This window comes from Nonomuraea harbinensis (assembly GCF_019396385.1).
Lineage (GTDB): Bacteria > Actinomycetota > Actinomycetes > Streptosporangiales > Streptosporangiaceae > Nonomuraea > Nonomuraea ferruginea.
This window is the reverse complement of sequence record NZ_JAHKRN010000009.1, coordinates 106,812-128,145: the sequence shown is the minus strand read 5'-3', so window position 1 is coordinate 128,145 and position 21,334 is coordinate 106,812. Positions and strand designations below refer to the sequence as shown.

At 71.2% G+C, this 21,334-nt stretch carries 21 protein-coding genes and 1 pseudogene; 15 read left to right on the top strand and 7 right to left on the bottom strand.

Annotated features, from left to right (window positions below):
• Positions 1-187 precede the first annotated feature (187 nt).
• From KME79_RS12370 to KME79_RS12345, 6 genes are all read left to right on the top strand, one after another.
• Complete coding sequence (locus tag KME79_RS12370; protein ID WP_219544545.1) at positions 188-1,516, top strand: ABC transporter substrate-binding protein; 1,329 nt, start codon at positions 188-190, stop codon at positions 1,514-1,516.
• Positions 1,517-1,585: 69 nt separating this feature from the next.
• On the top strand, positions 1,586-2,542 hold the full coding sequence (locus KME79_RS12365; protein WP_148032449.1) for a carbohydrate ABC transporter permease: 957 nt from the start codon (positions 1,586-1,588) through the stop codon (positions 2,540-2,542).
• Entirely contained in the window at positions 2,539-3,390 is an 852-nt protein-coding gene (locus KME79_RS12360) for a carbohydrate ABC transporter permease (RefSeq protein ID WP_148032450.1), read from the top strand. Before KME79_RS12365 ends, KME79_RS12360 begins: the two co-directional genes overlap by 4 nt.
• Positions 3,387-4,796 (top strand): GH1 family beta-glucosidase, encoded by a 1,410-nt coding sequence (locus tag KME79_RS12355; protein WP_148032451.1) that lies wholly within the window; start codon positions 3,387-3,389, stop codon positions 4,794-4,796. The genes KME79_RS12360 and KME79_RS12355 overlap by 4 nt, the downstream gene beginning before the upstream one ends.
• A complete protein-coding gene (locus KME79_RS12350; protein ID WP_219544544.1) occupies positions 4,777-5,775 on the top strand; it encodes a LacI family DNA-binding transcriptional regulator in 999 nt (332 codons plus the stop codon). The genes KME79_RS12355 and KME79_RS12350 overlap by 20 nt, the downstream gene beginning before the upstream one ends.
• Before the next feature lie 63 nt (positions 5,776-5,838).
• Positions 5,839-6,876: a phosphotransferase family protein gene (locus tag KME79_RS12345; protein WP_219544543.1), complete on the top strand. Its 1,038-nt coding sequence runs from the start codon at positions 5,839-5,841 to the stop codon at positions 6,874-6,876.
• Here KME79_RS12345 and KME79_RS12340 read toward each other — a convergent pair.
• Genes KME79_RS12340 through KME79_RS47400 form a run of 3 tightly spaced genes read right to left on the bottom strand, consistent with a single transcriptional unit; the run spans position 6,820 to position 7,774 of the window.
• A complete protein-coding gene (locus KME79_RS12340; RefSeq protein ID WP_219544542.1) occupies positions 6,820-7,308 on the bottom strand; it encodes a flagellar hook assembly protein FlgD in 489 nt (162 codons plus the stop codon). The genes KME79_RS12345 and KME79_RS12340 overlap by 57 nt on opposite strands.
• Before the next feature lie 12 nt (positions 7,309-7,320).
• Positions 7,321-7,515: a zinc ribbon domain-containing protein gene (locus KME79_RS47405; RefSeq protein ID WP_372452421.1), complete on the bottom strand. Its 195-nt coding sequence runs from the start codon at positions 7,513-7,515 to the stop codon at positions 7,321-7,323.
• Positions 7,516-7,519: 4 nt separating this feature from the next.
• Complete coding sequence (locus KME79_RS47400; protein WP_372452418.1) at positions 7,520-7,774, bottom strand: IS200/IS605 family accessory protein TnpB-related protein; 255 nt, start codon at positions 7,772-7,774, stop codon at positions 7,520-7,522.
• Between the two features lie 153 nt (positions 7,775-7,927).
• Between KME79_RS47400 and KME79_RS44735 the strand changes: the two are divergent.
• A pseudogene (locus tag KME79_RS44735) lies at positions 7,928-8,086 on the top strand (transposase); the annotation flags it as partial.
• Between the two features lie 131 nt (positions 8,087-8,217).
• Here KME79_RS44735 and KME79_RS12325 read toward each other — a convergent pair.
• Complete coding sequence (locus KME79_RS12325; protein WP_219544541.1) at positions 8,218-8,973, bottom strand: anti-sigma factor; 756 nt, start codon at positions 8,971-8,973, stop codon at positions 8,218-8,220.
• Positions 8,974-9,118: 145 nt separating this feature from the next.
• On the opposite strand from KME79_RS12325, the gene KME79_RS12320 reads away from it, so the two are divergent.
• Entirely contained in the window at positions 9,119-10,462 is a 1,344-nt protein-coding gene (locus KME79_RS12320; RefSeq protein WP_148032458.1) for a class II 3-deoxy-7-phosphoheptulonate synthase, read from the top strand.
• Positions 10,463-10,553: 91 nt separating this feature from the next.
• Entirely contained in the window at positions 10,554-11,321 is a 768-nt protein-coding gene (locus KME79_RS12315; protein ID WP_219544540.1) for an SAM-dependent methyltransferase, read from the top strand.
• 63 nt (positions 11,322-11,384) lie between these two features.
• Here the strand turns inward: KME79_RS12315 and trxA are convergent, their stop codons facing one another.
• Positions 11,385-11,759, bottom strand: a complete 375-nt coding sequence (gene trxA, locus KME79_RS12310) for a thioredoxin (RefSeq protein WP_148032460.1) — start codon at positions 11,757-11,759, stop codon at positions 11,385-11,387.
• Between the two features lie 162 nt (positions 11,760-11,921).
• Positions 11,922-13,613 (bottom strand): ExeM/NucH family extracellular endonuclease, encoded by a 1,692-nt coding sequence (locus KME79_RS12305; protein ID WP_219544539.1) that lies wholly within the window; start codon positions 13,611-13,613, stop codon positions 11,922-11,924.
• Between the two features lie 106 nt (positions 13,614-13,719).
• Between KME79_RS12305 and KME79_RS46240 the strand changes: the two genes are divergently transcribed.
• Together KME79_RS46240 and KME79_RS12295 are read left to right on the top strand one after the other, a co-directional pair.
• On the top strand, positions 13,720-14,769 hold the full coding sequence (locus KME79_RS46240; RefSeq protein ID WP_219544538.1) for a pentapeptide repeat-containing protein: 1,050 nt from the start codon (positions 13,720-13,722) through the stop codon (positions 14,767-14,769).
• Positions 14,770-14,833: 64 nt separating this feature from the next.
• Positions 14,834-15,493 (top strand): permease prefix domain 1-containing protein, encoded by a 660-nt coding sequence (locus tag KME79_RS12295; RefSeq protein WP_219544537.1) that lies wholly within the window; start codon positions 14,834-14,836, stop codon positions 15,491-15,493.
• Here KME79_RS12295 and KME79_RS12290 read toward each other — a convergent pair.
• Positions 15,471-15,815: a PadR family transcriptional regulator gene (locus tag KME79_RS12290; RefSeq protein WP_148032464.1), complete on the bottom strand. Its 345-nt coding sequence runs from the start codon at positions 15,813-15,815 to the stop codon at positions 15,471-15,473. The genes KME79_RS12295 and KME79_RS12290 overlap by 23 nt on opposite strands.
• 87 nt (positions 15,816-15,902) lie before the next feature.
• Here KME79_RS12290 and KME79_RS12285 point away from each other — a divergent pair, with 87 nt between their 5' ends.
• Genes KME79_RS12285 through cydC form a run of 4 tightly spaced genes read left to right on the top strand, consistent with a single transcriptional unit; the run spans position 15,903 to position 21,276 of the window.
• On the top strand, positions 15,903-17,069 hold the full coding sequence (locus KME79_RS12285) for a cytochrome ubiquinol oxidase subunit I (protein ID WP_219544536.1): 1,167 nt from the start codon (positions 15,903-15,905) through the stop codon (positions 17,067-17,069).
• Between the two features lie 10 nt (positions 17,070-17,079).
• On the top strand, positions 17,080-17,844 hold the full coding sequence (locus tag KME79_RS12280; RefSeq protein WP_148032466.1) for a cytochrome d ubiquinol oxidase subunit II: 765 nt from the start codon (positions 17,080-17,082) through the stop codon (positions 17,842-17,844).
• A gap of 7 nt (positions 17,845-17,851) precedes the next feature.
• Positions 17,852-19,600 (top strand): thiol reductant ABC exporter subunit CydD, encoded by a 1,749-nt coding sequence (cydD, locus tag KME79_RS12275; RefSeq protein WP_219544535.1) that lies wholly within the window; start codon positions 17,852-17,854, stop codon positions 19,598-19,600.
• On the top strand, positions 19,597-21,276 hold the full coding sequence (cydC, locus tag KME79_RS12270) for a thiol reductant ABC exporter subunit CydC (protein WP_246639713.1): 1,680 nt from the start codon (positions 19,597-19,599) through the stop codon (positions 21,274-21,276). The genes cydD and cydC overlap by 4 nt, the downstream gene beginning before the upstream one ends.
• The last annotated feature ends 58 nt before the right edge of the window (positions 21,277-21,334 follow it).

Genomic DNA, 21,334 nt, shown 5'->3' with positions numbered 1-21,334 from the left:
TTGGGCGATATATCCCTGTACGGCTACTTCTAGGGTCACAAAATACCCCAGAGGTAACGGTTGAGTTTCGGGACGTTGACGCCTGGACGCGCTACGGGCACTCTTTGTGGGAGCGCTCCCAAAGACACTCCAATCGCGGGACTGTCGCGATGCACCTCCCAAGATCCACACCCAAGAGGGGTACGGTATGACGAACCACAAGCGCTTTGCAGTAACCGGAGTCCTGGTCACGGCCCTGGCCGCGATGACCGCCGCCTGTGGTGGCGGTGAGGCTCCGGCCCCCTCAGCCGATGCGAGCACGCCGGCGGAGCCCGTCACCATCAACGTGCACACCTTCGGCGGCGGCGAGAACTTCGGCTACGACGAGGCCGTGAAGAAGTGGAACGCCGAGCACCCGAACATCCAGGTCAAGTACTCGAACCTGACCGACAGGTTCGAAGACGTCTATCTGCCGCAGCTGCTCCAGCGCCTGCAGGCCGGCAGTGGCGCCGGTGACATCGTCGGCATCGACGAGGGCGCGATGGGCCTGATGGCCGCCCGCCCGCAGTTCTTCACCGACCTGGGCGAGTACGGCCTGCAGGACCGCAAGGCCGACTTCCCCGCGGCCAAGTGGGAGACGGGCGTCAACGCCGAGGGCAAGCTGTTCGCGCTGGGCACCGACATCGGCGGCATGACCATGTGCTACCGCAAGGACCTGTTCGAGAAGGCCGGGCTGCCGACCGACCGTGAGGAGGTCGCCAAGCTCTGGCCGACCTGGGACGCCTACCTCGAGGCCGGCAAGAAGTTCTCGGCCGCCGACACCGGCGCGAAGTGGATGGACGGCCCGAACACCATCTACAACGTGATCCTGTCGCAGGAGGCGCCGAAGAACGGCAACGTCTCGTACTTCGACAAGGAGAACAACCTCGTCCTGGAGACGAACCCGGCCGTCAAGACCTCCTTCGACTGGGTGCAGAAGTTCAGCCAGCAGGGCCTGACGGCCAAGCTCCAGGCGTTCACCCCGCCGTGGAACAAGGCCATCAAGGGCGGCGACTTCGCCACCATGGGCTGCCCGTCGTGGATGCTCGGCGTGATCTCCGGCGCGGCCGGCGAGGAGAACAAGGGCAACTGGGACGTCGCGGCGGTGCCGGGCGGCACGGGCAACTGGGGCGGCTCGTGGCTGGCCGTCCCCAAGCAGACCAAGCACCCGAAGGAAGCCGCCGAGGTGCTCAACTACCTGACGGGCAAGGACGGCCACATCGCGGCCTTCAAGGAGGCGGGCGCCTTCCCGAGCTCCATCCCCGCCCAGCAGGACCCCGAGGTCGCGGGCCTCAAGAACGAGTACTTCAACGACGTGCCGACCGGCGAGATCTTCTCGGCCTCGGTCAAGGACCTGCAGCCGGTCTTCCTGGGTGAGAAGCACGCCCAGGTGAAGACCTCGGTGGAGAAGGTGCTGGAGGGCATGGACCAGGGCGCGGTGGGTTACGACGAGGCCTGGACGAAGTTCGTCGAGGCGGGCGTCAAGGCAGCGGGCTGACGCTCCCACTGGACCGGGTGGCGCCCGCTCCGGGCGGGCGCCACTCCCGATCTGGCTCGAAAGGCTTCCATGACTCTCCAACTCGCGCCGCCGCCCCGGCACGCGTCGCCCAGGCGGGCGAGGCCGAGCAGGCGGGCCGGGCGCTTCGACCTCAGGGGCATGCCCTACCTCCTGGTCTCGCCCTACTTCCTGCTGTTCGCCGTCTTCGGCGTCTTCCCTCTTCTCTACACCCTCTGGCTGTCGCTGCACGACGCCGAGCTGGCCGGCAAGCGGGAGTTCGCCGGCCTCGCGAACTACGCCGAACTGATCGCCGACGCGGAGTTCTGGAACGCGGTGTTCAACACGGTCGGCATGTTCGTGCTGGCCACCGTGCCGCAGATCATCATGGCCCTGGTGCTGGCCAACGCGCTGAACAAGCGCCTGCGCGGCAGGCTGCTGCTGCGCCTGGGCGTGCTGCTGCCGATGGTCACCTCGGTGGTCGCGGTGGCGGTCGTCTTCAGCCAGCTCTACAGCCGTGACTACGGCCTGTTCAACTGGATACTCGGGTTCGCCGGCATCGAGCCGATCGCCTGGCAGAACGAGAAGTGGTCCGCCTGGATCGCCATCGCCACCATGGTCGACTGGCGGTGGACCGGCTACAACGCGATCATCCTGCTCGCCGCCATGCAGACGATCCCCAAGGACCTGTACGAGGCCGCGGCCATCGACGGCGCCTCGGCGCGCCGGCAGTTCTGGCAGATCACGCTGCCGATGCTGCGGCCGACCATCGTGTTCGTCGTCTTCATCTCCACCATCGGCGGCCTGACGCTGTTCACCGAGCCGGTGATGTTCGAGGGCGAGCAGATGATGACCGGCGGCACCACCGGCCAGTATCAGACCGTGGCGATGTTCATCGTCGAGGCCGCCTTCCGCGGCGGGTTCGAGATCGGCTACGCCTCGGCCGCCGCCTGGCTGCTGTTCGTGCTGATCCTCTTCGGCACCATGATCAACTACTGGTTCACGCGCCGCATCGGGGGTGCACGATGACCACCAGGCAACCGGTCAACCGGCTGTGGGACGCGGGGGCTCTCACTAAGGTCGTGCTCGCCCTGGCGCTGCTGCTGTCGGCCTATCCCGTCTACTACATGTTCATCATGGCGACGCGGACCAACGACGACGCGCTCGACACCCCGCCGCCGATGCTGCCGGGCGGCCATCTGGGCGAGAACGTCGAGCGGCTGCTCGCCACCGAGGACGCCTACTTCCTCACCGGCCTCATCAACTCGGCGATCGTGGCGACGACCGTGACCGTGTCGGTGGTGTTCATCTCCACCCTGGCCGGCTTCGCCTTCTCCAAGCTGCGCTTCCGCGGCTCGAAGATCCTGCTCGGGCTGATCCTGGTCACCATGATGGTGCCGCTGCAGCAGATGGGCATCGTGCCGTTGTACGAGCTCATGGTGACGCTCGGCTGGACCGGCCAGCTCCAGGCGGTGATCCTGCCGTTCCTGGTCAACGGGTTCGGCGTGTTCATGATGACCCAGTACGCCTCCCAGGCGGTGCCGGACGAGCTGGTCGAGGCGGCCAGGGTCGACGGGGCGTCAACACTGGGCATCTATCGCAAGGTCATCCTGCCCGCGCTCCGGCCGGGCATGGCGGTGCTCGCGCTGCTGGTGTTCATGCAGACGTGGAACGAGTTCATGTGGCCGCTCATCGTGCTGCTGCCGGAGAACCCGGTGGTGCAGACCTCGATCGCGGCGCTGAACCAGGCCCACGGCACCGACTACGTGATGCTGTTCACCGGCACCGCCGCCTCGGTACTCCCTCTCTTCGTAGTTTTCGTACTGTTCGGCCGTCAGATCGTGGGCGGCCTGATGGAAGGTGCGGTCAAGGCGTGACGACTCAGGAGGAACAGACCCGCTCCGAGCTGCGATTCCCTACCGGGTTCGCGTGGGGCGCGGCAACCTCGGCCTATCAGATCGAGGGCGCGGTGACGGCGGACGGCCGCGGCACGTCGATCTGGGACACGTTCACCAAGACGCCGGGCAGGGTGGTGGGCGGCGAACACGCGGACGTCGCCATCGACCACTACAACCGCTACCGCGACGACGTACGGATCATGGCGGATCTGGGCCTGAGCGCCTACCGCTTCTCGGTGTCCTGGCCGCGCGTGCAGCCGGACGGATCCGGGGCCGTCAACCAGAAGGGGCTGGACTTCTACAAGCGCCTGGTCGACGAGCTGCTGTCGCACGGGATCGACCCGTGGCTGACGCTCTACCACTGGGACCTGCCGCAGGCCCTGGAGGACAGAGGCGGCTGGCCGGCCAGGGACACGGCGCTGCGCTTCGCCGACTACGCGGCGATCGTGCACGAAGCGCTGCACGACAGGGTGCACACGTGGAGCACCGTCAATGAGCCGTGGTGCGCGGCCTTCCTCGGATACGCCTCGGGTGAGCATGCTCCGGGACGCCGCGAGCCCGAGAACGCCATCCGGGCCGCGCACCACTTGAACCTCGCCCATGGACTAGGGGTCCAGGCCATGGGCGCGCGCCGGGTGGGAGGTTGCGTGAACCTCTACGCGATCACCCCGGCCACGGCCAGCGAGGCTGACCAGGACGCGGCACGTCGCATCGACGGGCTGCAGAACCGGTTCTTCCTCGACGCGCTGCTGACCGGCCGCTATCCGCAGGACGTCCTCGACGACCTGCGGATGGACCTGGCCTTCATCGAGGACGGCGACCTGAAGACCATCAACGCGCCGATCGACGTGCTGCTGGTCAACTACTACAGCCGGTTCACGGTGTCCGGGGCGCCGGGCGGCCGGGCCTCGGCGGCGGCCGCGCCGACCGACTCGGCCTCGCCCTGGGTGGGCAGCGAGCACGTCTCGTTCGTGAACGGCGGCCGCCCGGTCACCGCGATGGGCTGGGAGATCGACGAGGACGGCCTGGTGGAGGTGCTCGCCAGGGTGGCCCGCGACTACCCGCGGATCCCGCTGGTCGTCTCGGAGAACGGCGCCGCGTTCGAGGACGTCCTGGCCGACGGCCGGGTGCGCGACGAGGAGCGGCGGGCCTACTTCGAGGCCCACCTGGGCGCCTGCCGCGAGGCGATCGACGCCGGAGTGCCGCTGGAGGGCTATTTCGCCTGGTCGCTCATGGACAACTTCGAGTGGGCCTGGGGCTACGGCAAGCGCTTCGGCATCGTCCGGGTCGACTACGAGACGCAGGAGCGGCTGCCCAAAGACAGCGCGACATGGTATGCCGAGATCATCCGGCAGAATAGGAACCATGAACCGACCGACTCTTGAGGCAGTCGCCGCCCGGGCCGGGGTCGGCCGAGGCACGGTGTCGAGAGTCATCAACGGCTCCCCCAATGTGAGCCAGCGAGCGCGCGACGCGGTGCAGGCGGCGATCCAGGAGCTGGGCTACGTCCCCAACCGGGCGGCCCGCACCCTGGTGACCCGCCGCACCGACACCGTCGCGCTGGTCGTCTCCGAGTCCGAAGGCCGGCTCTTCGACGAGCCCTACTTCGCCGGCACCATCCGGGGCATCGGCTCGGCGCTGTCGGAGACCGGCCTGCAACTCCTGCTGGCCATGGCGCGCACCCCCCAGGAGCACGCCAGGCTGCAGCACTACCTGACGGGACAGCACGTCGACGGCGTGCTGCTCCTGTCGCTGCACGGCGCCGACCCGCTGCCGGGCAGGCTGGAGGCGATGGGCGTGCCGACCGTGCTGGGCGGCCGCCCCGTCGGCCTGTCCCCCTACAGCTACGTCGACATGGACAACAGGGCAGGGGCCCGGCAGGCGGTCAAACACCTGCTGGGCCTCGGCCGCACCCGCATCGCCGCCATCGCCGGCTCGCAGGACATGGGCGTGGGCGTCGACCGGCTGGCGGGCTACCGCGACGCGCTGCTGCCTTCCGGCTTTCCCGAGCTGGTCGCGTACGGCGACTTCTCCGAGGAGAGCGGGGAGGCGGCGATGACCGAGCTGCTGGCCGCCCATCCCGACCTCGACGCGGTGTTCGCCGCCTCCGACCCGATGGCGCTGGGCGCGGTCCGGGTGCTGAAGGCGGCGGGCCGGGCGATCCCCGGCGACGTGGCGGTGATCGGGTTCGACGACTCGAAGGCCGCCCTGCACGCCGACCCGCCGCTGACGACCGTCCACCAGCCGACGGAGGCGATGGGCCGCCAGATGGCGCTGCTGCTGGTGGCCCGCATCAACGGCGAGGAGCTGCGCCAGCCGGTGGTGATCCTCGACACCCACCTGGTGCGGCGCGAGTCGGCCTGAGGCGCGGCGCTGGAACGCGCGGATGGGCTTGGTACGGCGGGAGCCGGTCTGAGGAGGGCGTGGGTGGACAGCAGGACCAAGCGCCGCTTATCGCGGCAGGAGCTCGACGCGCTGGCCCGCAGGGCGCTCGGCGCGGGCGTGCTCGATCACGCCGAGCTGACCGACGGCTTCGCGAACGCGGTGTGGCGGCTGCGCCTGGACGACGGCCGCGACGTGGTCTGCAAGCTGTCGCCGCCGCCGGAGCTCGACCAGCTGAGCTACGAGCGCGATCTGCTGCGGACGGAGGCGGCGGCCTGCGAGCTGGCCGCGGCGGCGGGCGTGCCGGTGGCGGCGCTGCTGCGGGCCGGGTTCGACGACCCGGTGCTGGGCGGCGACTACCTCATGCTGGCGGCGCTCGACGGCGTCTCCTGGAACCACGTCTCACGGCACGACGGCGCCCTGGGCGAGGGCTCTCCGAAGGTCACGCCCGAGGACCAGGCGAGGCTCCGCCGCGAGCTGGGCCGCCTCCTGGCCCGGCTGAACGCGGTCACCGGCCCGGTGTTCGGCTACCCGCACGCCGGCATCACCGGCTCGACCTGGCGCGAGGCGTACCTCGCCATGGTCGACGCGCTGCTCGGCGACACCGTCCGCTACCCGACGGCGCTGCCCGCGCCGGTGCCGCGCATCCGCGCGCTGCTGGCGGGGGCCGCGCCCGCGCTCGACGAGGTGACCACGCCCCACCTGGTCCACTTCGACATCTGGCCGGGCAACGTGTTCCTGGACCTGTCGGGGCCGCCCCGCATCCAGGCGATCATCGACCACGAGCGGGCGTTCTGGGGCGACCCGCTGGCCGAGTTCATCACCCCGACGATCTTCGCCGAGCTGCGTGAGGACGACCCGCTGGTGGCGGGCTACCGCGAGGTGACCCCGTTCGAGCTCACCCCGGCCGCGCATGTACGGCTCGACCTGTACCGGGCGTACCTCTACCTGATCCTGCTGGTGGAGAACGGCCCCCGGCAGTATCCGGAGGCCGAGTACGCCCGCGTGCGCGACCAGGCCACGGCCTCACTCGCCGAGGTGCTGGACCGCCTCGTACCTCTCGCCCCCGGCACCGTCGCGTAGCTCGCGGCGCTGCCCGGCGCCCGCGCCGCGCAGCGCGTTGGGCACGCCCAGGTCGGCGGGCGCGGGCGTGTTGCCGGTGCAGGCGAGCGCGCCCCCGACGGTGCTGCCCGACAGGACCGGCGCGTCGTTCCCGGTGAGCAGCACGGCGGCGGCCTCCGACGCGGTGAGCGTGCCGGTGACGGCCAGCGGCCCGCGGTGCTCGCCGGTGATCGTGGTGACGGTGAACTCCCCCGGCGCGCCGTGGTTGCCGGCCGCGTCGATCGAGCGGTACTCGACCGTGTGCAGGCCGCGCGGCAGCTTGCCGAAGACGAGGTGGTCGATGACGGTGCCGTCGTCGCTGAACGTCCACGGCAGCTCGGATGAGGTGGGCCAGCCGAAGTAGGTCAGCTTCCCGGTCTCGAAGGACCGAGCTCGCAGCTCTTCACCGCACATGGCATGTACGGGTCAGGCCGCATCGTCGGCAGTGTGACTCACTGCCCAGCCCGCCGCACCGCGCAAGGCGATGTTGCGGGCCGCGTGCACGTCGGCGTGCTCAGCGAAGCCACACGACGTGCAGACGAAACTCGCCTGATCGGTCCGATTCCTGCGGTCGGTGTGCGCACAGGCCGAACATCGCTGAGAGGTGTAGGCCGGATCCACATGCTCAACCGGCACGCCTGCCCTCAGTGCCTTTGTAGGCGATGAACGCCCCCGACTGCTGGAAGCTCCACGAATGCAGCGCGACCCGCTGGGGCTTGCGTAGCCGTACCCTCTCACGGATTCCGCCCAGATCTTCCAGGGCTATGCCGCGTGAGGTGCGTTCAGCCTCGGTCACGATGCTCTTGGAAATGCGGTGGTTGACGTCGGCCGCGAACCGCGCCTCCCGGCCGGAGATCCTGTGCAGCAGCAGGACAGACACCGGTCGTCGAACGGCTGGGCGGCGTCCTTGCGGACCCGGATCGGGCTCGCCTTCGCCCTGGCCCTCTGTCTGGCCCCCTGAGGACCGTAGTTGCCCGCCGTCAGGTGGCCATTCAATGTGGCATAGGCTCCGGCCACCTTGCGGATGGTGTGAATGGTGGGCTGTGCTCTGCTGGTGCACTATCCGCCGAAGCTGGCGGTCTCCACGCTGGTTAACCGGCTCAAGGCCGTATCAGCGCACTACCTGGCCATAGAGTTCACTGGCCAGATCGATCAGGCCTTCGTGGATGGTCACCTCTGGTCGCCGTCGTATTTCGCCGCCTCGTGCGGCGGCGCACCGCTCAAGATCATTGAAGACTACATCGAGGCCCAGAAGCTCCCGATCCAGCAGAGGCAGCGCAATGGTCATTCGAAGGATTCCCGCGGCCTGGGCGACGGTCCGGCTCAGGCCGCGGGAAGCTCGGCGAACAGGATGGGGCGGGTGGTCGGCCGGTCGGAGCCGCCCGCGGGCTCGACGGTGAGGCCGAGGCGGACGTCGTCGCGGAGGTCGGCGACGACGGGTGCGGTGAGGCCGTCCTCCCCCCGGTCGAGCAGCCCGGCCGGGCGGACGCCGTCCGGGTTCATCAGCCACAGAGCGTAGACCTTGGACGGCGGCAACTCCGGCATTCCCGATGAAGTGAACAGTATCCGTCCCCGCTCGCGGGAGACGACGGCGACGCCGGTGCCGCCCGAGGCGATGCGGTGCCGTACCGTACGGGCGTCCGGGGCGGCCAGGACGGCGGCCACCTCCGTGACCAGCGCGCCGTGCCCGGCCCGCAGGTCGCCCAGGTCGCGGCGGGCGTCGAAGGCGACCACGCCGAGCGCGACGGCGGCGGCCGCGGACACGGCGGCGAGCCCCGCCACCGCCTTGGCCCGCCACCCGCGCCGCGGGGGAAGGACGTCGGCACGCGGAGTCCGGTCCGCCGCCGGGTGGACCGTGTCGTGCCGCCGGTGGGCGGCGGTCAGGACGCGGGGGCGCAGGGAGGCGGGCGGCGGGGTGGCGACGGCGAGGGCCAGGCGGGCGGCCGTCTCCCGGAGGCGGCTCACCTCGGACGGGCAGGTGCGGCAGCTCGACAGGTGCTCCTCGAACGACGCCACGTCGGCCGGCGGCAACGCGTGCGCGGCGTAGGCGCCGGACAGGGCGTGGAGTTCGTCGTCCATGTCCACTCCCGAGGTGGTGAGAGGCGGCTCACACCCGGTGATTCGGGCGCTCGGCGCTCATGGATGCCGTCAAGCTTTGACCGCCTTCTCACAACGTGGACATGGAGGTCGGCCAGAGGGATCCGGTGGAATACCCTCGTATCTCGTGAGCGCATTGAGCAATTCGCTGAATCTCGATTCCTGGCGAGCCCTGTCCGCGGCCCAGCAGCCTGACTGGCCTGAGCGCGACGAGCTCGAGAAGGTCGTCGCCGAGCTCGGCGGCCTGCCCCCGCTGGTCTTCGCGGGAGAGTGTGACCAGCTCAAGGAGGAGCTGGCGGCCGTCACCCGGGGCGAGGCGTTCGTCCTGCAGGGCGGCGACTGCGCCGAGACGTTCGCCGGCGCCACGGCCGACAACGTGCGCAACAAGCTCAAGACGCTGCTGCAGATGGCGATCGTGCTCACCTACGCGGGCAAGGTGCCGGTGGTCAAGATCGGCCGGCTCGCCGGCCAGTTCGCCAAGCCGCGGTCCAAGGGCACCGAAGTGCGCGACGGCGTGGAGCTGCCCGCCTACCGGGGCGACATGGTCAACGGGTTCGACTTCACCCCGGAGTCGCGCAGGCCCGACCCGTGGCGGCTGCTCAAGGCCTACCACTCCTCGGCGGTGACGCTCAACCTCGCCCGGGCGTTCACCAAGGGCGGCTACGCCGACCTGCGCCAGGTGCACGCCTGGAACCAGGACTTCGTGGCCGGGTCGCCGGCCGGTCAGCGCTACGAGCGGCTGGCCCGCGAGATCGACCAGGCGCTGGCCTTCATGCGGGCCTGCGGGGCCGAGCCGGAGGAGTTCCAGTCGGTGGAGTTCTACTCCTCCCACGAGGCGCTGATCCTCGACTACGACCAGGCGCTCACCCGCATCGACTCGCGCACGGGCCTGCCCTACGACGTGTCGGCGCACATGGTCTGGATCGGCGAGCGCACCCGCCAGCTCGACGGCGCGCACGTGGAGTTCTTCTCCAGGATCCGCAACCCGATCGGCGTCAAGCTGGGCCCGTCCACCTCTCCTGAGGACGCGCTGGCGCTGGTGGAGAAGCTCAACCCGGACAACGTGCCGGGGCGGCTCACGTTCGTCACGCGGATGGGCGCGTCCAAGATCCGCGAGCATCTGCCGCCGCTGGTCAAGGAGGTCACGGCCGCGGGCGCGCAGGTGGCCTGGGTGTGCGACCCGATGCACGGCAACACCTTCGAGGCGCCGAGCGGCCACAAGACCCGGCGCTTCGACAACGTGCTCGACGAGGTGGCCGGGTTCTTCGAGGTGCACCGCGCGCTCGGCACGCACCCCGGCGGCATCCACATCGAGTTCACCGGCGACGACGTGACCGAGTGCGTCGGCGGCGGCCACGAGATCGCCGAGGGCGACCTGGCGACCCGCTACGAGACGGCCTGCGACCCACGGCTCAACCGGAGCCAGTCGCTCGATCTGGCCTTCCGGGTGGCCGAGCTGTACCGCGGCTGAGTAACTCTCACCTTTCCGGGCCATCGCCGAGCGGTGGCCCGGAACATCTTCTATGATCAGCGGCTAAAGGCCGGGAATATTGGGAGATGTGGTGGACAGAGCTCCAGATGGCGTCGATCCGAACGTGCCCAACGTCGCGAGGATGTACGACTACTACCTCGACGGCAAGGACAACTTCGCGGCGGATCGGGAGGCGGCCGAGCGCATCCTGAAGCTGTTCCCCAACACCAAGACCTCGGCCGCGGTCAACCGTGGTTTCCTGCGCAGGGCCGTACGCCTGGTGACGGAGAACGGTGTCGACCAGATCGTGGACCTGGGGGCGGGTTTGCCGACCCAGGGCAACACGCACGAGATCGCGGTGGGCTCGCGGGTGGTGTATGTCGACAACGACCCGGTGGTGTGCACGCACGGCCGGGCGCTGCTGGCGCGCGGCGACAACGTCGACTTCCTCCAGGGTGACGCGCGCAAGCCGGATGAGCTGCTGGAGCAGCTCAAGCCCTTGATCGATTTCGACCGGCCGGTCGCGTTCATGATGCTGACGATCCTCCACTTCCTGTCGGACGAGGAGGCGTTCGGGCTCATCGCCCGGCTGCGCGAGGTCTGCGTGCCCGGCAGCCACCTGGTGATCAGCCACGCGATCGACGACAACACCGATCTCACGCCGCAGGCGCTCGAGGTCTACAAGCAGTCCACGGCGGCGCTCAACCTGCGCACGCACGAGGAGATCCTGCGCTTCTTCGAGGGCTACGAGCTGCTGGAGCCCGGCCTGGTGGACCCGAAGGACTGGCGCCCGGACGACGAGCTGGCCGCCTCGGGACGGCGCAGCCCGGGATACGCGGGCGTCGGCCGCAAGGCCTAGAAAGCACGGAAAGCACGGAAAGCACGGCGGCCCCGCCCGAGGGCGGGGCCGTGCCGGAGTGGGTCAGTTCTTCTGGGCGTTCTTGAGCTCCTTGTCGAGCTCCGCCCTGATCTCGTCCATGTCGAGCGCGCGCACCTGACGGATCAGGTCGTCGAGGGCCGGCGCGGGAATGGCGCCGGGCTGCGCGAAGACCACGATGCCGTCGCGGATGGCCATCAGGGTCGGGATCGACCTGATCTCGAAGCCCTGCGCGAGCGCCTGCTCCTGGTCGGTGTCGATCTTGCCGAACGTGATGTCCTCGTGCTTCTCGGAGGCCTTCTCAAAGATCGGCCCGAACATCTTGCAAGGACCGCACCACTCCGCCCAGAAGTCGAGCAGGACGATCCCCTTGTCGGCGATGTCGTTGAAGTTGGTCTCGGTTACTTCGATGGTCGCCACAAGTGGCTCCTCTGACGTCGGTCCGCTTCCGGTGATTGTCTCCGTGACAACCACGTACCCCTCACCAGCATTCCATGCTCCGGGCCGGGCCGCGCGCACGCGGCCCGGCCAGGGGACAGGCCCGGGGACAGGCCCGGGGACAGGCCCGGGGACAGGCACGGCTCAGCGGCCGGGCAGGGTGAGGCCGACGACCAGGGGGTCGTGGTCGGAGGACCGGTAGGCGTCCGGCCGGTAGAGGTGGGGCGGGTTGAACTCGGTGTTGTAGTCGCGGATGCGCGGCTCGTCCGCGTTGACGTGCCAGATGGCCGCGCTGGTGACGCGCCTGAGCAGCTTTTTGCTCGCCATCATGTGGTCGAGCTCGCCGGCCAGCCCGTCGAAGAGGTAGCTGTAGCGCAGCGGGGCGGGCACGTACCGTTTGGTGAGGCTGGTGAGGCCGCCCGCTTCGAGGGTCTCGATCGGGTCCTCCTCGCCGTAGGCGTTGAGGTCGCCGAGCACCAGCGGGGCCGGCAGGTCCTCGATGAGGCCGAGCAGCGCCTGTGCCTGCGCCACCCGGGTGGGGTTCCAGCAGCCCTGGCCGTCGCCCTGGTCGGCGTCGGGCCCGCTGTCAGGGCAGGAGCCCTTGGACTTGAGGTGGTTGACCACCATCGTGAACGGCTGGCCGCCGTGCTTGCGGCGGAAGCTCTGGACGAGCGGCGGGCGGCTGAACACCGGGTCCTCTGATGAGCGGGCCTGACCCACCGGGGTCAGCTTGCCCGGCTTGTAGATGAGCCCGACCTGGATCGCGTCGGTGCCCGGGTAGGGGTGGGTGAGCGCCGCGTACGTGCCCGCGCCCATCTCGGCGTTGACCGCGTCGACCAGGGCCTGCAGGGCGGTCTGGCCGTTGTTCTCGACCTCCATGAGGCCGACGGCGTCGGCGTTGAGTCCCTTGAGCGCGGAGACGAGCTTGGCGAGCTGGCGCTGCTGCTCCTCGGCGGTGCTCGCGCCGCGCGAGCCGATCGTGGTGAACCAGTTGAGCGTGTTGAAGGAGGCCACCGTGACGTTGCCGATCACCGGGAACGGCCGCGGCAGGCGCGGGTTGGTGCTCTGGTAGCGGATCGGCTCGGTGGGCTGCAGCCGGTAGCGGTCGAAGCCGTAGCCGAGCACGCCGGTGATGCCGGCGGCGCTGTCCCCGGCGCGCACGACGGGCGGCAGCGTGGCCGGGTTCTGCTGGTTGGAGCCGTCGTCGACGAGCAGGGAGCGGCGGGCGTTGTCGTCGGGGGTCACGCCCGGCCGGTCGGTCGGCTGGTAGAGCCTGCCGCCGGAGGACAGCGTGACCTCACCGAAGCGGCCCAGGTTGTAGTTGTCGTTCACGGTGAGCCGCTGGGGGAAGGTGAGCAGCATGTTCTCCACCGGCTCCAGGTCGGCGCTGGGCAGCCGGTGGCGCTGTGGCGCGATGGAGCCGGTGCCGCACACGTCGACGGCGGTGACGGGCGACAGCTCGGTCCAGCCGTTGAACTCGATCGCCCGGCCGGTGACGAGCACGCGGTCGCCGACCTTGACGTCCTTGAAGGACTCGCGGGCGAAGGCGAACAGCGCGTCGGAGGTGGCCGGATCGGCGTCCGGCGTCGGGTCCTGCAGGAAGAAGCCGCTGAGCTGGTCGGTGCGCTGGAAGTCGGCGGTGACCACGCCCTCGACGCGGACGGTCTGCCCGGCGAGCGGGGTGGCGGCGCCGCCGCCCTGGACCTCGGCGATCTCCCGGTCGGGCGGGGTGTCGCAGGGGCCGGCGGGCGTCGCGGCGGCGGGGGCCGACAGGAGGCCGGCGGTGAGTGCGGCCGCGGTGATCGCGGCCCAGGAAGCCCGGGGTAAAGCATGCATAAGCCGCACTCTAGAGCCAGGGTCCGTGACAGGTGTCTACAGAGATGTGACCTCAAGCTTCCATCGCCGAACCTTGACAGTGCGGCCCACCGGGTATGAGCAGGGCATGGACTGGGTCACCTGCGCGCAATCGGCGGCCTGCACAGGGATCGCCCGCCGGCCGTACGGCCTCTGCCTCGCCCACCTCTCCCCCGACCAGGTCTCCGCCGTGCTGGCGGGCATGGCTCCGGGCCGGCTGCTCGACCTGCGCGGCACGACGCTCAGCGGCGACCTGCTGGGCAGGGTCGTGGAGGCCACCCTCGGCCGGCCCGGTCGCGCCCGGCTCGACCGCGCCCGCTTCACCGGCGACGTGCGGCTCGCGGGGGTGACGTTCACGGGCGACGTGTCGCTCGACGGCGCCCGGTTCGAGCGGCTCGCGTCGTTCTTCGGCGCCCGCTTCGAGGGCAACGTGTCGCTGGCGAGCGCCAGGTTCGCCAGGGAGCTGTCGTTCCACGGGGTGACGGTGCGCGGGCACGCCTCGCTCGACGGGGCGGTGATGACCAGGGACGCGCTGTTCAGCCAGGCGGTGTTCGAGCACGGGCTGTCCTGCGAGGCCGCCAGGTTCGAGGGGTACGCGACGTTCGACGGCGCCCGGATGGGCGAGGCGGCGCACTTCCGCGGCGCCCGGTTCGGCCGCACGCTCTCGTTCCGCAAGGTGAGCGGCAGCGCCGGGTTCGACTCGGTGCGCTTCGCCGCCGACGCCTACCTGTCGGCCACCGGCAGGTTCTCGGCCACGCGGGCCCAGGCGGGCGGCACCCTGGACCTGGCCGTCCGCGGGTGCGGGGTCGACCTGCGGCGGCTGGTGGTGGCGGGGGCCACGACGGTGCGGCTGACCGACTCGCAGGCCGACCTGGAGGGCGCGGTCCTGCGCGGCCCCGCGACGGTCACCGGCGGCGGCACGTCCACGCTGACGTCGCTGCGCGAGGTGGACGCGGCCAGCCTGGCCCTGACGGGGCTCGACCTGTCGGCCTGCCTCTTCACCGGGCTGGCGCACCCGGCGGGGGTGCGGCTGAAGGAGTGCACGTTCGCTCTCACCCCGCGCGGCATGCGGGTGAGCATGCGCCTGCCCATGCTGCGCTGGTTCTCCCGCCGCCGCGCGCCGGCGCAGCACGGCTAGCGTGACCGCATATCAGGGAGATCCCCGATGGGGGCCCGGGGTGCCGCTTCGTAGACTTGAGTCCATGCTCATCGACGACTACGTGACCGAGCTGCGCCGGTCCCTGTCGGGTCCGTACGGGCCGAAACATGACATGGTCGTCGAGGCGCGCGACAGTCTGGTCGACTGCGCCGAGGCCTACGAGGCCGAAGGGCTGCGCCGGGCCGACGCGGAGCGGCGGGCGGTCGAGGAGTTCGGGCCGGTCCAGGAGGTGGCGCCGGGCTACCAGGAGGAGCTGACCGCCTCTGCGGGGCGCAGGCTGGGGCTGCTGCTGTTCGTCAGCGTGCCGGCGACCGTGCTGGCGTGGGGCCTGGTCTGGAACTTCGCGCCCGCCGATCCGGTCGTGTGGGAGAGCCGGCCGAGCTGGTTCATGCCCGCTTCCCGGCTGCTCGACGTCATCCAGCTCGTCACCGGCCTGTACGGCGGGCTCGCGCTGCTGGCGCTGGGCCGGGGCGCCCGCTGGATCCCGAAGGCGCGGCTGGTGACGCGCTCGCTCGGCCTGGCGGTCTGGCTGATGCTGCCGCTGACCTCGCTGCTCGGCCTGATGCTCTCGCAGGGCTGGTACGTGTCGGCGAGCATGGGGCTGTCCCTTCCCGTCGTCCTCGCCAACCTGATGACCTACGCCTGCGCCGGGCTGCAGCTCTACTGCGCGACCCGGTGCGTCAGGCTGACCCGGAGGGCCTGACCTCCCCGGGCCCCAGCACGCTCCCGATGGCGCTGGTGAACGCCTGCCAGGCCGACCGCTCCCCCTCCAGCTGTTTCCTGCCGGAGTCGGTGAGCCGGTAGGTGCGCCGCCTGCGCCCGCCCACCGTCGCCCACTCGCTCACCAGGTGGCCGGTGCGCTCCAGCCTGCGCAGCGCCGGGTAGACGGTGCCGGTCGGCACGTTGAGCGCTCCCCCGCTCCGCTCCTGCAGGGCCTCGATGATGGCGTAGCCGTGCAGCGGCTCCCGCTCCAGCACGGAGAGCAGCAGAGCGTCCATGTGGCCGCGCAGCGCGTCGGGGTTCATGGCAACGATCCTAAGCACCGTCTCGCATGTAGGCAGTCTACATGTAGGCTGTCTATATGTAGACAGGCACAACGACGGAGTGGAGAGATGGACGCACTCGATCTGGCCCGCTTACAGTTCGCCCTGACGGGGAGCCTGCACTTCCTGTTCGTCGTGCTCACGCTCGGGCTGGCGCCGCTGGTGGCGATCATGAACACCCGGTGGGCGCGCACCGGCAGGCCGCTGTTCGAGCGGATGACCCGCTTCTGGGGGCAGATCTACGTCATCAACTACGCCCTGGGCATCGTCACCGGCCTGGTGATGGAGTTCCAGTTCGGCCTGTCGTGGAGCGGTCTGTCCCACTACGCGGGCGACGTGTTCGGGGCGCCGCTGGCCATGGAGACGCTGGTGGCGTTCTTCCTGGAGTCGACGTTCCTGGGGTTGTGGATCTTCGGCTGGGGGCGGCTGCCGAAGTGGGCGCACGTGGCCTGCATCTGGGCGGTCACCGCGACCGCGTACGCCAGCGCGTTCTTCATCATGGTGGCCAACTCGTTCCTGCAGAACCCGGCCGGGGCGGTGGCCGCGGGCGACCGGCTGGCCCTGGTGGACGCCGGCGCGCTGTTCACCAACAAGACGCTGGTGTTCGCGCTGCCGCACGTGCTGGGCGCCGGGCTGTTCACCGGGGCGATGGTGCTCGTCGGGGCCAGCGCCTACCAGTTGCGGCGGCGCACCCACGAGCAGGAGTTCTTCACCAGGTCGATGAAGACGGGGATCGTGGCCGCGGCCGTCGGCATCACGCTGACCGTGGCGTACGGCTACGCCCAGTTCGGCGGGATCCAGGACGGCAAGTTCGACGACAACCCGGCCGCCGCGGTGCCGCTGGGGCTGATGATGGAGGGCGGCAACCTGCTGTCCATGGTGGTGCTGCTCTTCATGCTGCCGCTGATCAGGAAGCTGCCGCGCTGGCGGTGGGCGCATCCCCTGCTGATGGCGCTGACGCCGGTGCCGTTCGTGCTGGCCATCCTCGGCTGGCTGGCCAGGGAGCTGGGGCGGCAGCCGTGGATGATCTGGGAGAAGCTGACCGTGGCCGACGCCATGACGCCGGGGCTCACGACCGGCATGGTCACCGCCTCGCTCACCGGGTTCGTGGCGGTGCTGGGGTTGCTGGCCGTCGTCGACTACGTGCTCATCGCCCGGGTGGTCAGGCGCGGACCGCGCGACCTCACCCTCGGCGCCACCGCCACCGAACAGCGCTCGCCCGCGCTGAGCCACTAGGAGTGCCCCGATGGAGCTGATCTGGTTCGCCGTCTTCGCCCTGCTGCTGGCCGGCTACTTCGCGCTGGAGGGCTTCGACCTCGGGGTCGGGCTGCTGCTGCCGGTCCTCGGCAGGAACCGCGACGACCGGGACCGCATGGTCGCCGCGATCGGGCCGTACGTGCTCGCGAACGAGGTGTGGCTGGTCGCCGTCGCCGGGACGCTGTTCGGCGTCTACCCGCTGCTGGAGGGCGAGCTGCTGCCCGCGATCTACCCGCTGGTGGTGGCCATGCTGCTGGCGTGGATCGTGCGGGACGCCGGGCTGTGGTTCCGGCGCAGGATCGGCGGCGCCCGGTGGCGGGCGTTCTGGGACCTGATGATCGTGCTGGGCTCGCTCTGGCTGTCGTTCGGCTGGGGGCTGGTGATCTACGCGGCGGCCACCGGGTTCGACGGGCCGCTCATGCACCCGCTGGGGCTGCTGCTCGGCGCTGCGGTGACCCTGCTGTTCGCCTGGCACGGCCGCGTGTTCCTGGGCTGGCGGCTGCCCGGGTTCGCCGGACCGGCGCGTACCGGCCGGGCCCTGCTGGCGTCGGGGGCGCTGGCCGCGACGCCGGCGCTCGCCCTGCTCGGCGGGGGGATGTCCTACATGCTGGAGCACAGCGCGCCGGCGGCCACGCTGAATGTGCTCAGTCTCATGGTCCTGCCGTTCGCACCCATCATGGTGGGCGCGCAAGTATGGATATGGCGCACTTTCCGTCCCGGCAAGGGCGCCGACCTGAACCCATCCTTCTTCTGAGGCGCCCGTGCACAAGGATCTACTCCGCCTGATCCGGGGAGAGCAGCCGGTCCTGCGTCATCTGGCCGTCACGTTCGCGGCCGCGATGGCGGCCGGGCTGCTCGTCCTCGTGCAGGCGGAGCTGCTGGCCGGGGTGCTGTCCGGCAGGTTCACCGCGGTCGCGCTGGCGGCCGTGGCCGGCGTGGTGGCGCTGCGGGCGCTGCTGGCCTGGACGCAGGGCGTCTTCGCCGGGCGCACCGCCACCGGCGTCAAGTCGGCGCTGCGGCACCGCCTGCTGGCCAGGTTCCGCGAGCTCGGCCCCGTCCGGCTGGCCGGTCACCGCTCCGGGGAGCTGGTCACGCTCACCGGGCGCGGCCTGGACGGGCTGGACGACTACCTGACCGGCTACCTGCCGTCGATCGCGGTGGCCGCGGTGGTGCCGCTGGCGGTGCTGGTCCGGTTGTTCGCCGCCGACCTGGCCAGCGCGGTCATCGTGCTGGTCACGCTGCCGCTGATCCCGATCTTCGGGGCGCTGGTGGGCATGACCACCAAGGCCGTCACCGAGCGGCAGTACCGGGCGCTGACCCGGCTCGGCGGCCACTTCCTGGACGTGGTGCGCGGCCTGCCCACGCTGCGCGCCTTCGGCCGGGCCCGCTACCAGGCGACGGTGATCCGGGAGGTGGCCGGCGCGCACCGCTCGGCCACCATGCGCACGCTCCGGGTCGCCTTCCTGTCGTCGCTGGTGCTGGAGCTGTGCGCGTCGCTGTCGCTGGCGCTGGTGGCGGTGCCGATCGGGCTGCGGCTGCTCGGCGGCACGCTGGACCTGTCCACGGCGCTGCTGGTGCTGCTGCTGGCGCCGGAGGCCTATCTGCCGCTGCGCGCGATGGGCACGCGCTTCCACGCCTCGATGGAGGGGGTGGCCGCCGCCGACGCCGCCTTCTCCGTCCTGGACCGCTCGGACGACCCCGCCGCGCCGGCCCCGGGACGTGCCGCGGCCGTGTCCGGGCGGCCTCGGATCGAGCTGGAGAACGTCACCGTGCGCTATCCCGGCCGTGCCGACCCGGCGCTGGACGGTGTCACGCTCACCATCGAGCCCGGTGAGCGGGTGGCGCTGGTGGGTGAGAGCGGCAGCGGCAAGAGCACGCTGCTCAACCTGCTGCTCGGCTTCGTGCCGCCGTCGGAGGGCCGGGTGCTGGTTGACGGGGCCGACCTGCGGACGCTGGACCTGGAGACGTGGCGGGCCCGGCTGGCGTTCGTGCCGCAGCGCGCGCACCTGTTCACCACCTCGGTGGCGGACAACATCCGGCTCGGCGCGCCCGCCGCCTCCATGGACGAGGTGCGGCGGGCCGCCCGCGCCGCCTACGCCGACGAGTTCGTCGGGGAGCTGCCCGACGGCTACGAGACCCGGGTCGGCGAGCGGGGCGCCAACCTGTCGGCCGGCCAGCGCCAGCGCATCGCCCTGGCCCGCGCCTTCTGCCGCCCGTCGACCTCGGTCCTGCTGCTGGACGAGCCGACGGCCCGGCTGGACGGCCGCAGCGAGGCCGCCGTGGTGGCGGCGACCGCCGAGCTGAGCAAGGACCGCACCGCCGTCATCGTGGCCCACCGCCCGGCCATGATCGAGCTGGCCGACCGGGTCATCCGCGTCCACGAGGGCCGCGTCGTCGCGGACACCACCCGCGCGGAACCCGCCCTCGCTCCCCCGGGTCCCGGCGCGGCCTCGCCTCAGCAGGAGAATGCCGGCGACGAGATTCCGACGAGCGGGCGGGTGGAACGATGAAGGGGCAGATGCGGGCGCGGCTGGTGTACGCGGTGCTGGCCGGGGCCGCGGCCGATCTCGCGGGCCTCGGGCTGATCGCCGCGGCCGCCTGGCTGATCACGCGGGCGGCGGAGCAGCCGCCGCTGGCCGCGCTCAGCGTGGCGATCGTGGCCACCCGGGCGTTCGCCACCGGGCGCGGCGTGTTCCGCTACGCCGAGCGGCTGACCGGCCACGACGTGGCGCTGCGGGCGCAGGCCGGCACGCGGGAGCGGCTGTACGAGTCGCTGATCCCGCCGCAGCGGCCCAGGGTGGGCGGCGCCGACCTGCTCAGCCGCATGGTCGACGACACCGACGCGGTGCAGGACCTGCTCGTGCGCTGCCTGCTGCCCGCCGCGGCGGCCGCCATCGCGGGCCTCACCGCGGTGGTGATCGGCCTGACGATCCTGCCCGTCACGGCGCTCGTCCTGCTGGCCGGGCTGCTGCTGGCCGGGGCGCTGCTGCCGGCGGCCACCGCCGCCGCGGCGCGCCGCTGGTCGGCGCGGATGGCGCCGGCGCGGGCCGAGCTGGCCGGCCGGGTCGCCGACCTGGTGCACGGCGCGGCCGACCTGTCCGCGTACGGGGCCGGTGACCGGGCGTTGCGGGACGCCGGGGAGGCGGGCGACGCGCTGGGCCGGCTGGAGCGCCGCCAGGCCCGGGTGCACGCCACCGCCCTGGCCGGCGGCACGCTGGTGCAGGTGCTGACCGTGGTGGCGATCGTGCTTTTCGCGCAGGCGGGCGGCGTGGGGACGGTCGGCACGGCCGTGCTCGCGCTGACGGCGCTGGTGGCGTTCGAGCCGGTGCTGCCGCTGGCCGCCGCCGGCGAGCGGTACGCGGGCATCGCGGCGGCGCTGCGCCGCCTGCGCGAGGTCCGCTCCGCCTCCCCGGCCGTCACGGAGCCGGCCACGCCCGCCGCTCCCCCGTCGCCGCCGCTGACGGTCGAGGTCGAGGATCTCGTGGTACGGCACGCGCCCGGCGGCAGGCCGGCCGTGGACGGGGTGTCGCTCACGCTGGCCCCGGGCAGGCGGGTGGCGCTGGTGGGGCCGAGCGGCGCGGGGAAGAGCACGATCCTGGCGGCGCTCATGCGGCTCGTCGAGCCCGAGTCCGGAAATATCAGGATCAACGGTGTGGACATCGCCGACCTGGACTCCGACGACGTGCGGGCCATGATGACCGGCCTCACGCAGGACCCGTACCTCTTCCGTACCTCGCTCCGCGACAACCTGCGCCTGGCGGGCCCGGAGGCCGACGACGAGCGGCTCGCGCGGGCCGTGCGGGACGCGCGGCTGGAGCACTGGGTGGAGCGCACCGGCTGGGACGCCGAGCTGGGCGAGGACGGCAGCACCGTGTCCGGCGGCCAGCTCCAGCGGCTGGCGCTGGCCAGGGCGCTGCTGTACGACCCGCCGGTGCTGCTGCTGGACGAGCCGGCCGAGGCGCTGGACGAGGAGACGGCCGACGAGCTGATGGCCGACCTGCTCGACGTCACGCACGACCGGACCACGCTGCTCGTCACCCACCGCCTCAAGGGCCTGGAGCGGGTGGACGAGATCGTGGTGCTGGAGGACGGCCGCGTGATCCAGCGCGGCGCCCACGACGACCTGGTCTCCCGCCCCGGCTACTACCGGGATCTGTGGGAGTCGGAGGTGCTCACCCGGCGTTAGGGAACTCCGCGGGCCCGCCGCTCGTTGTACGGGCATGGCAAGCTGGTTTACAGTACAA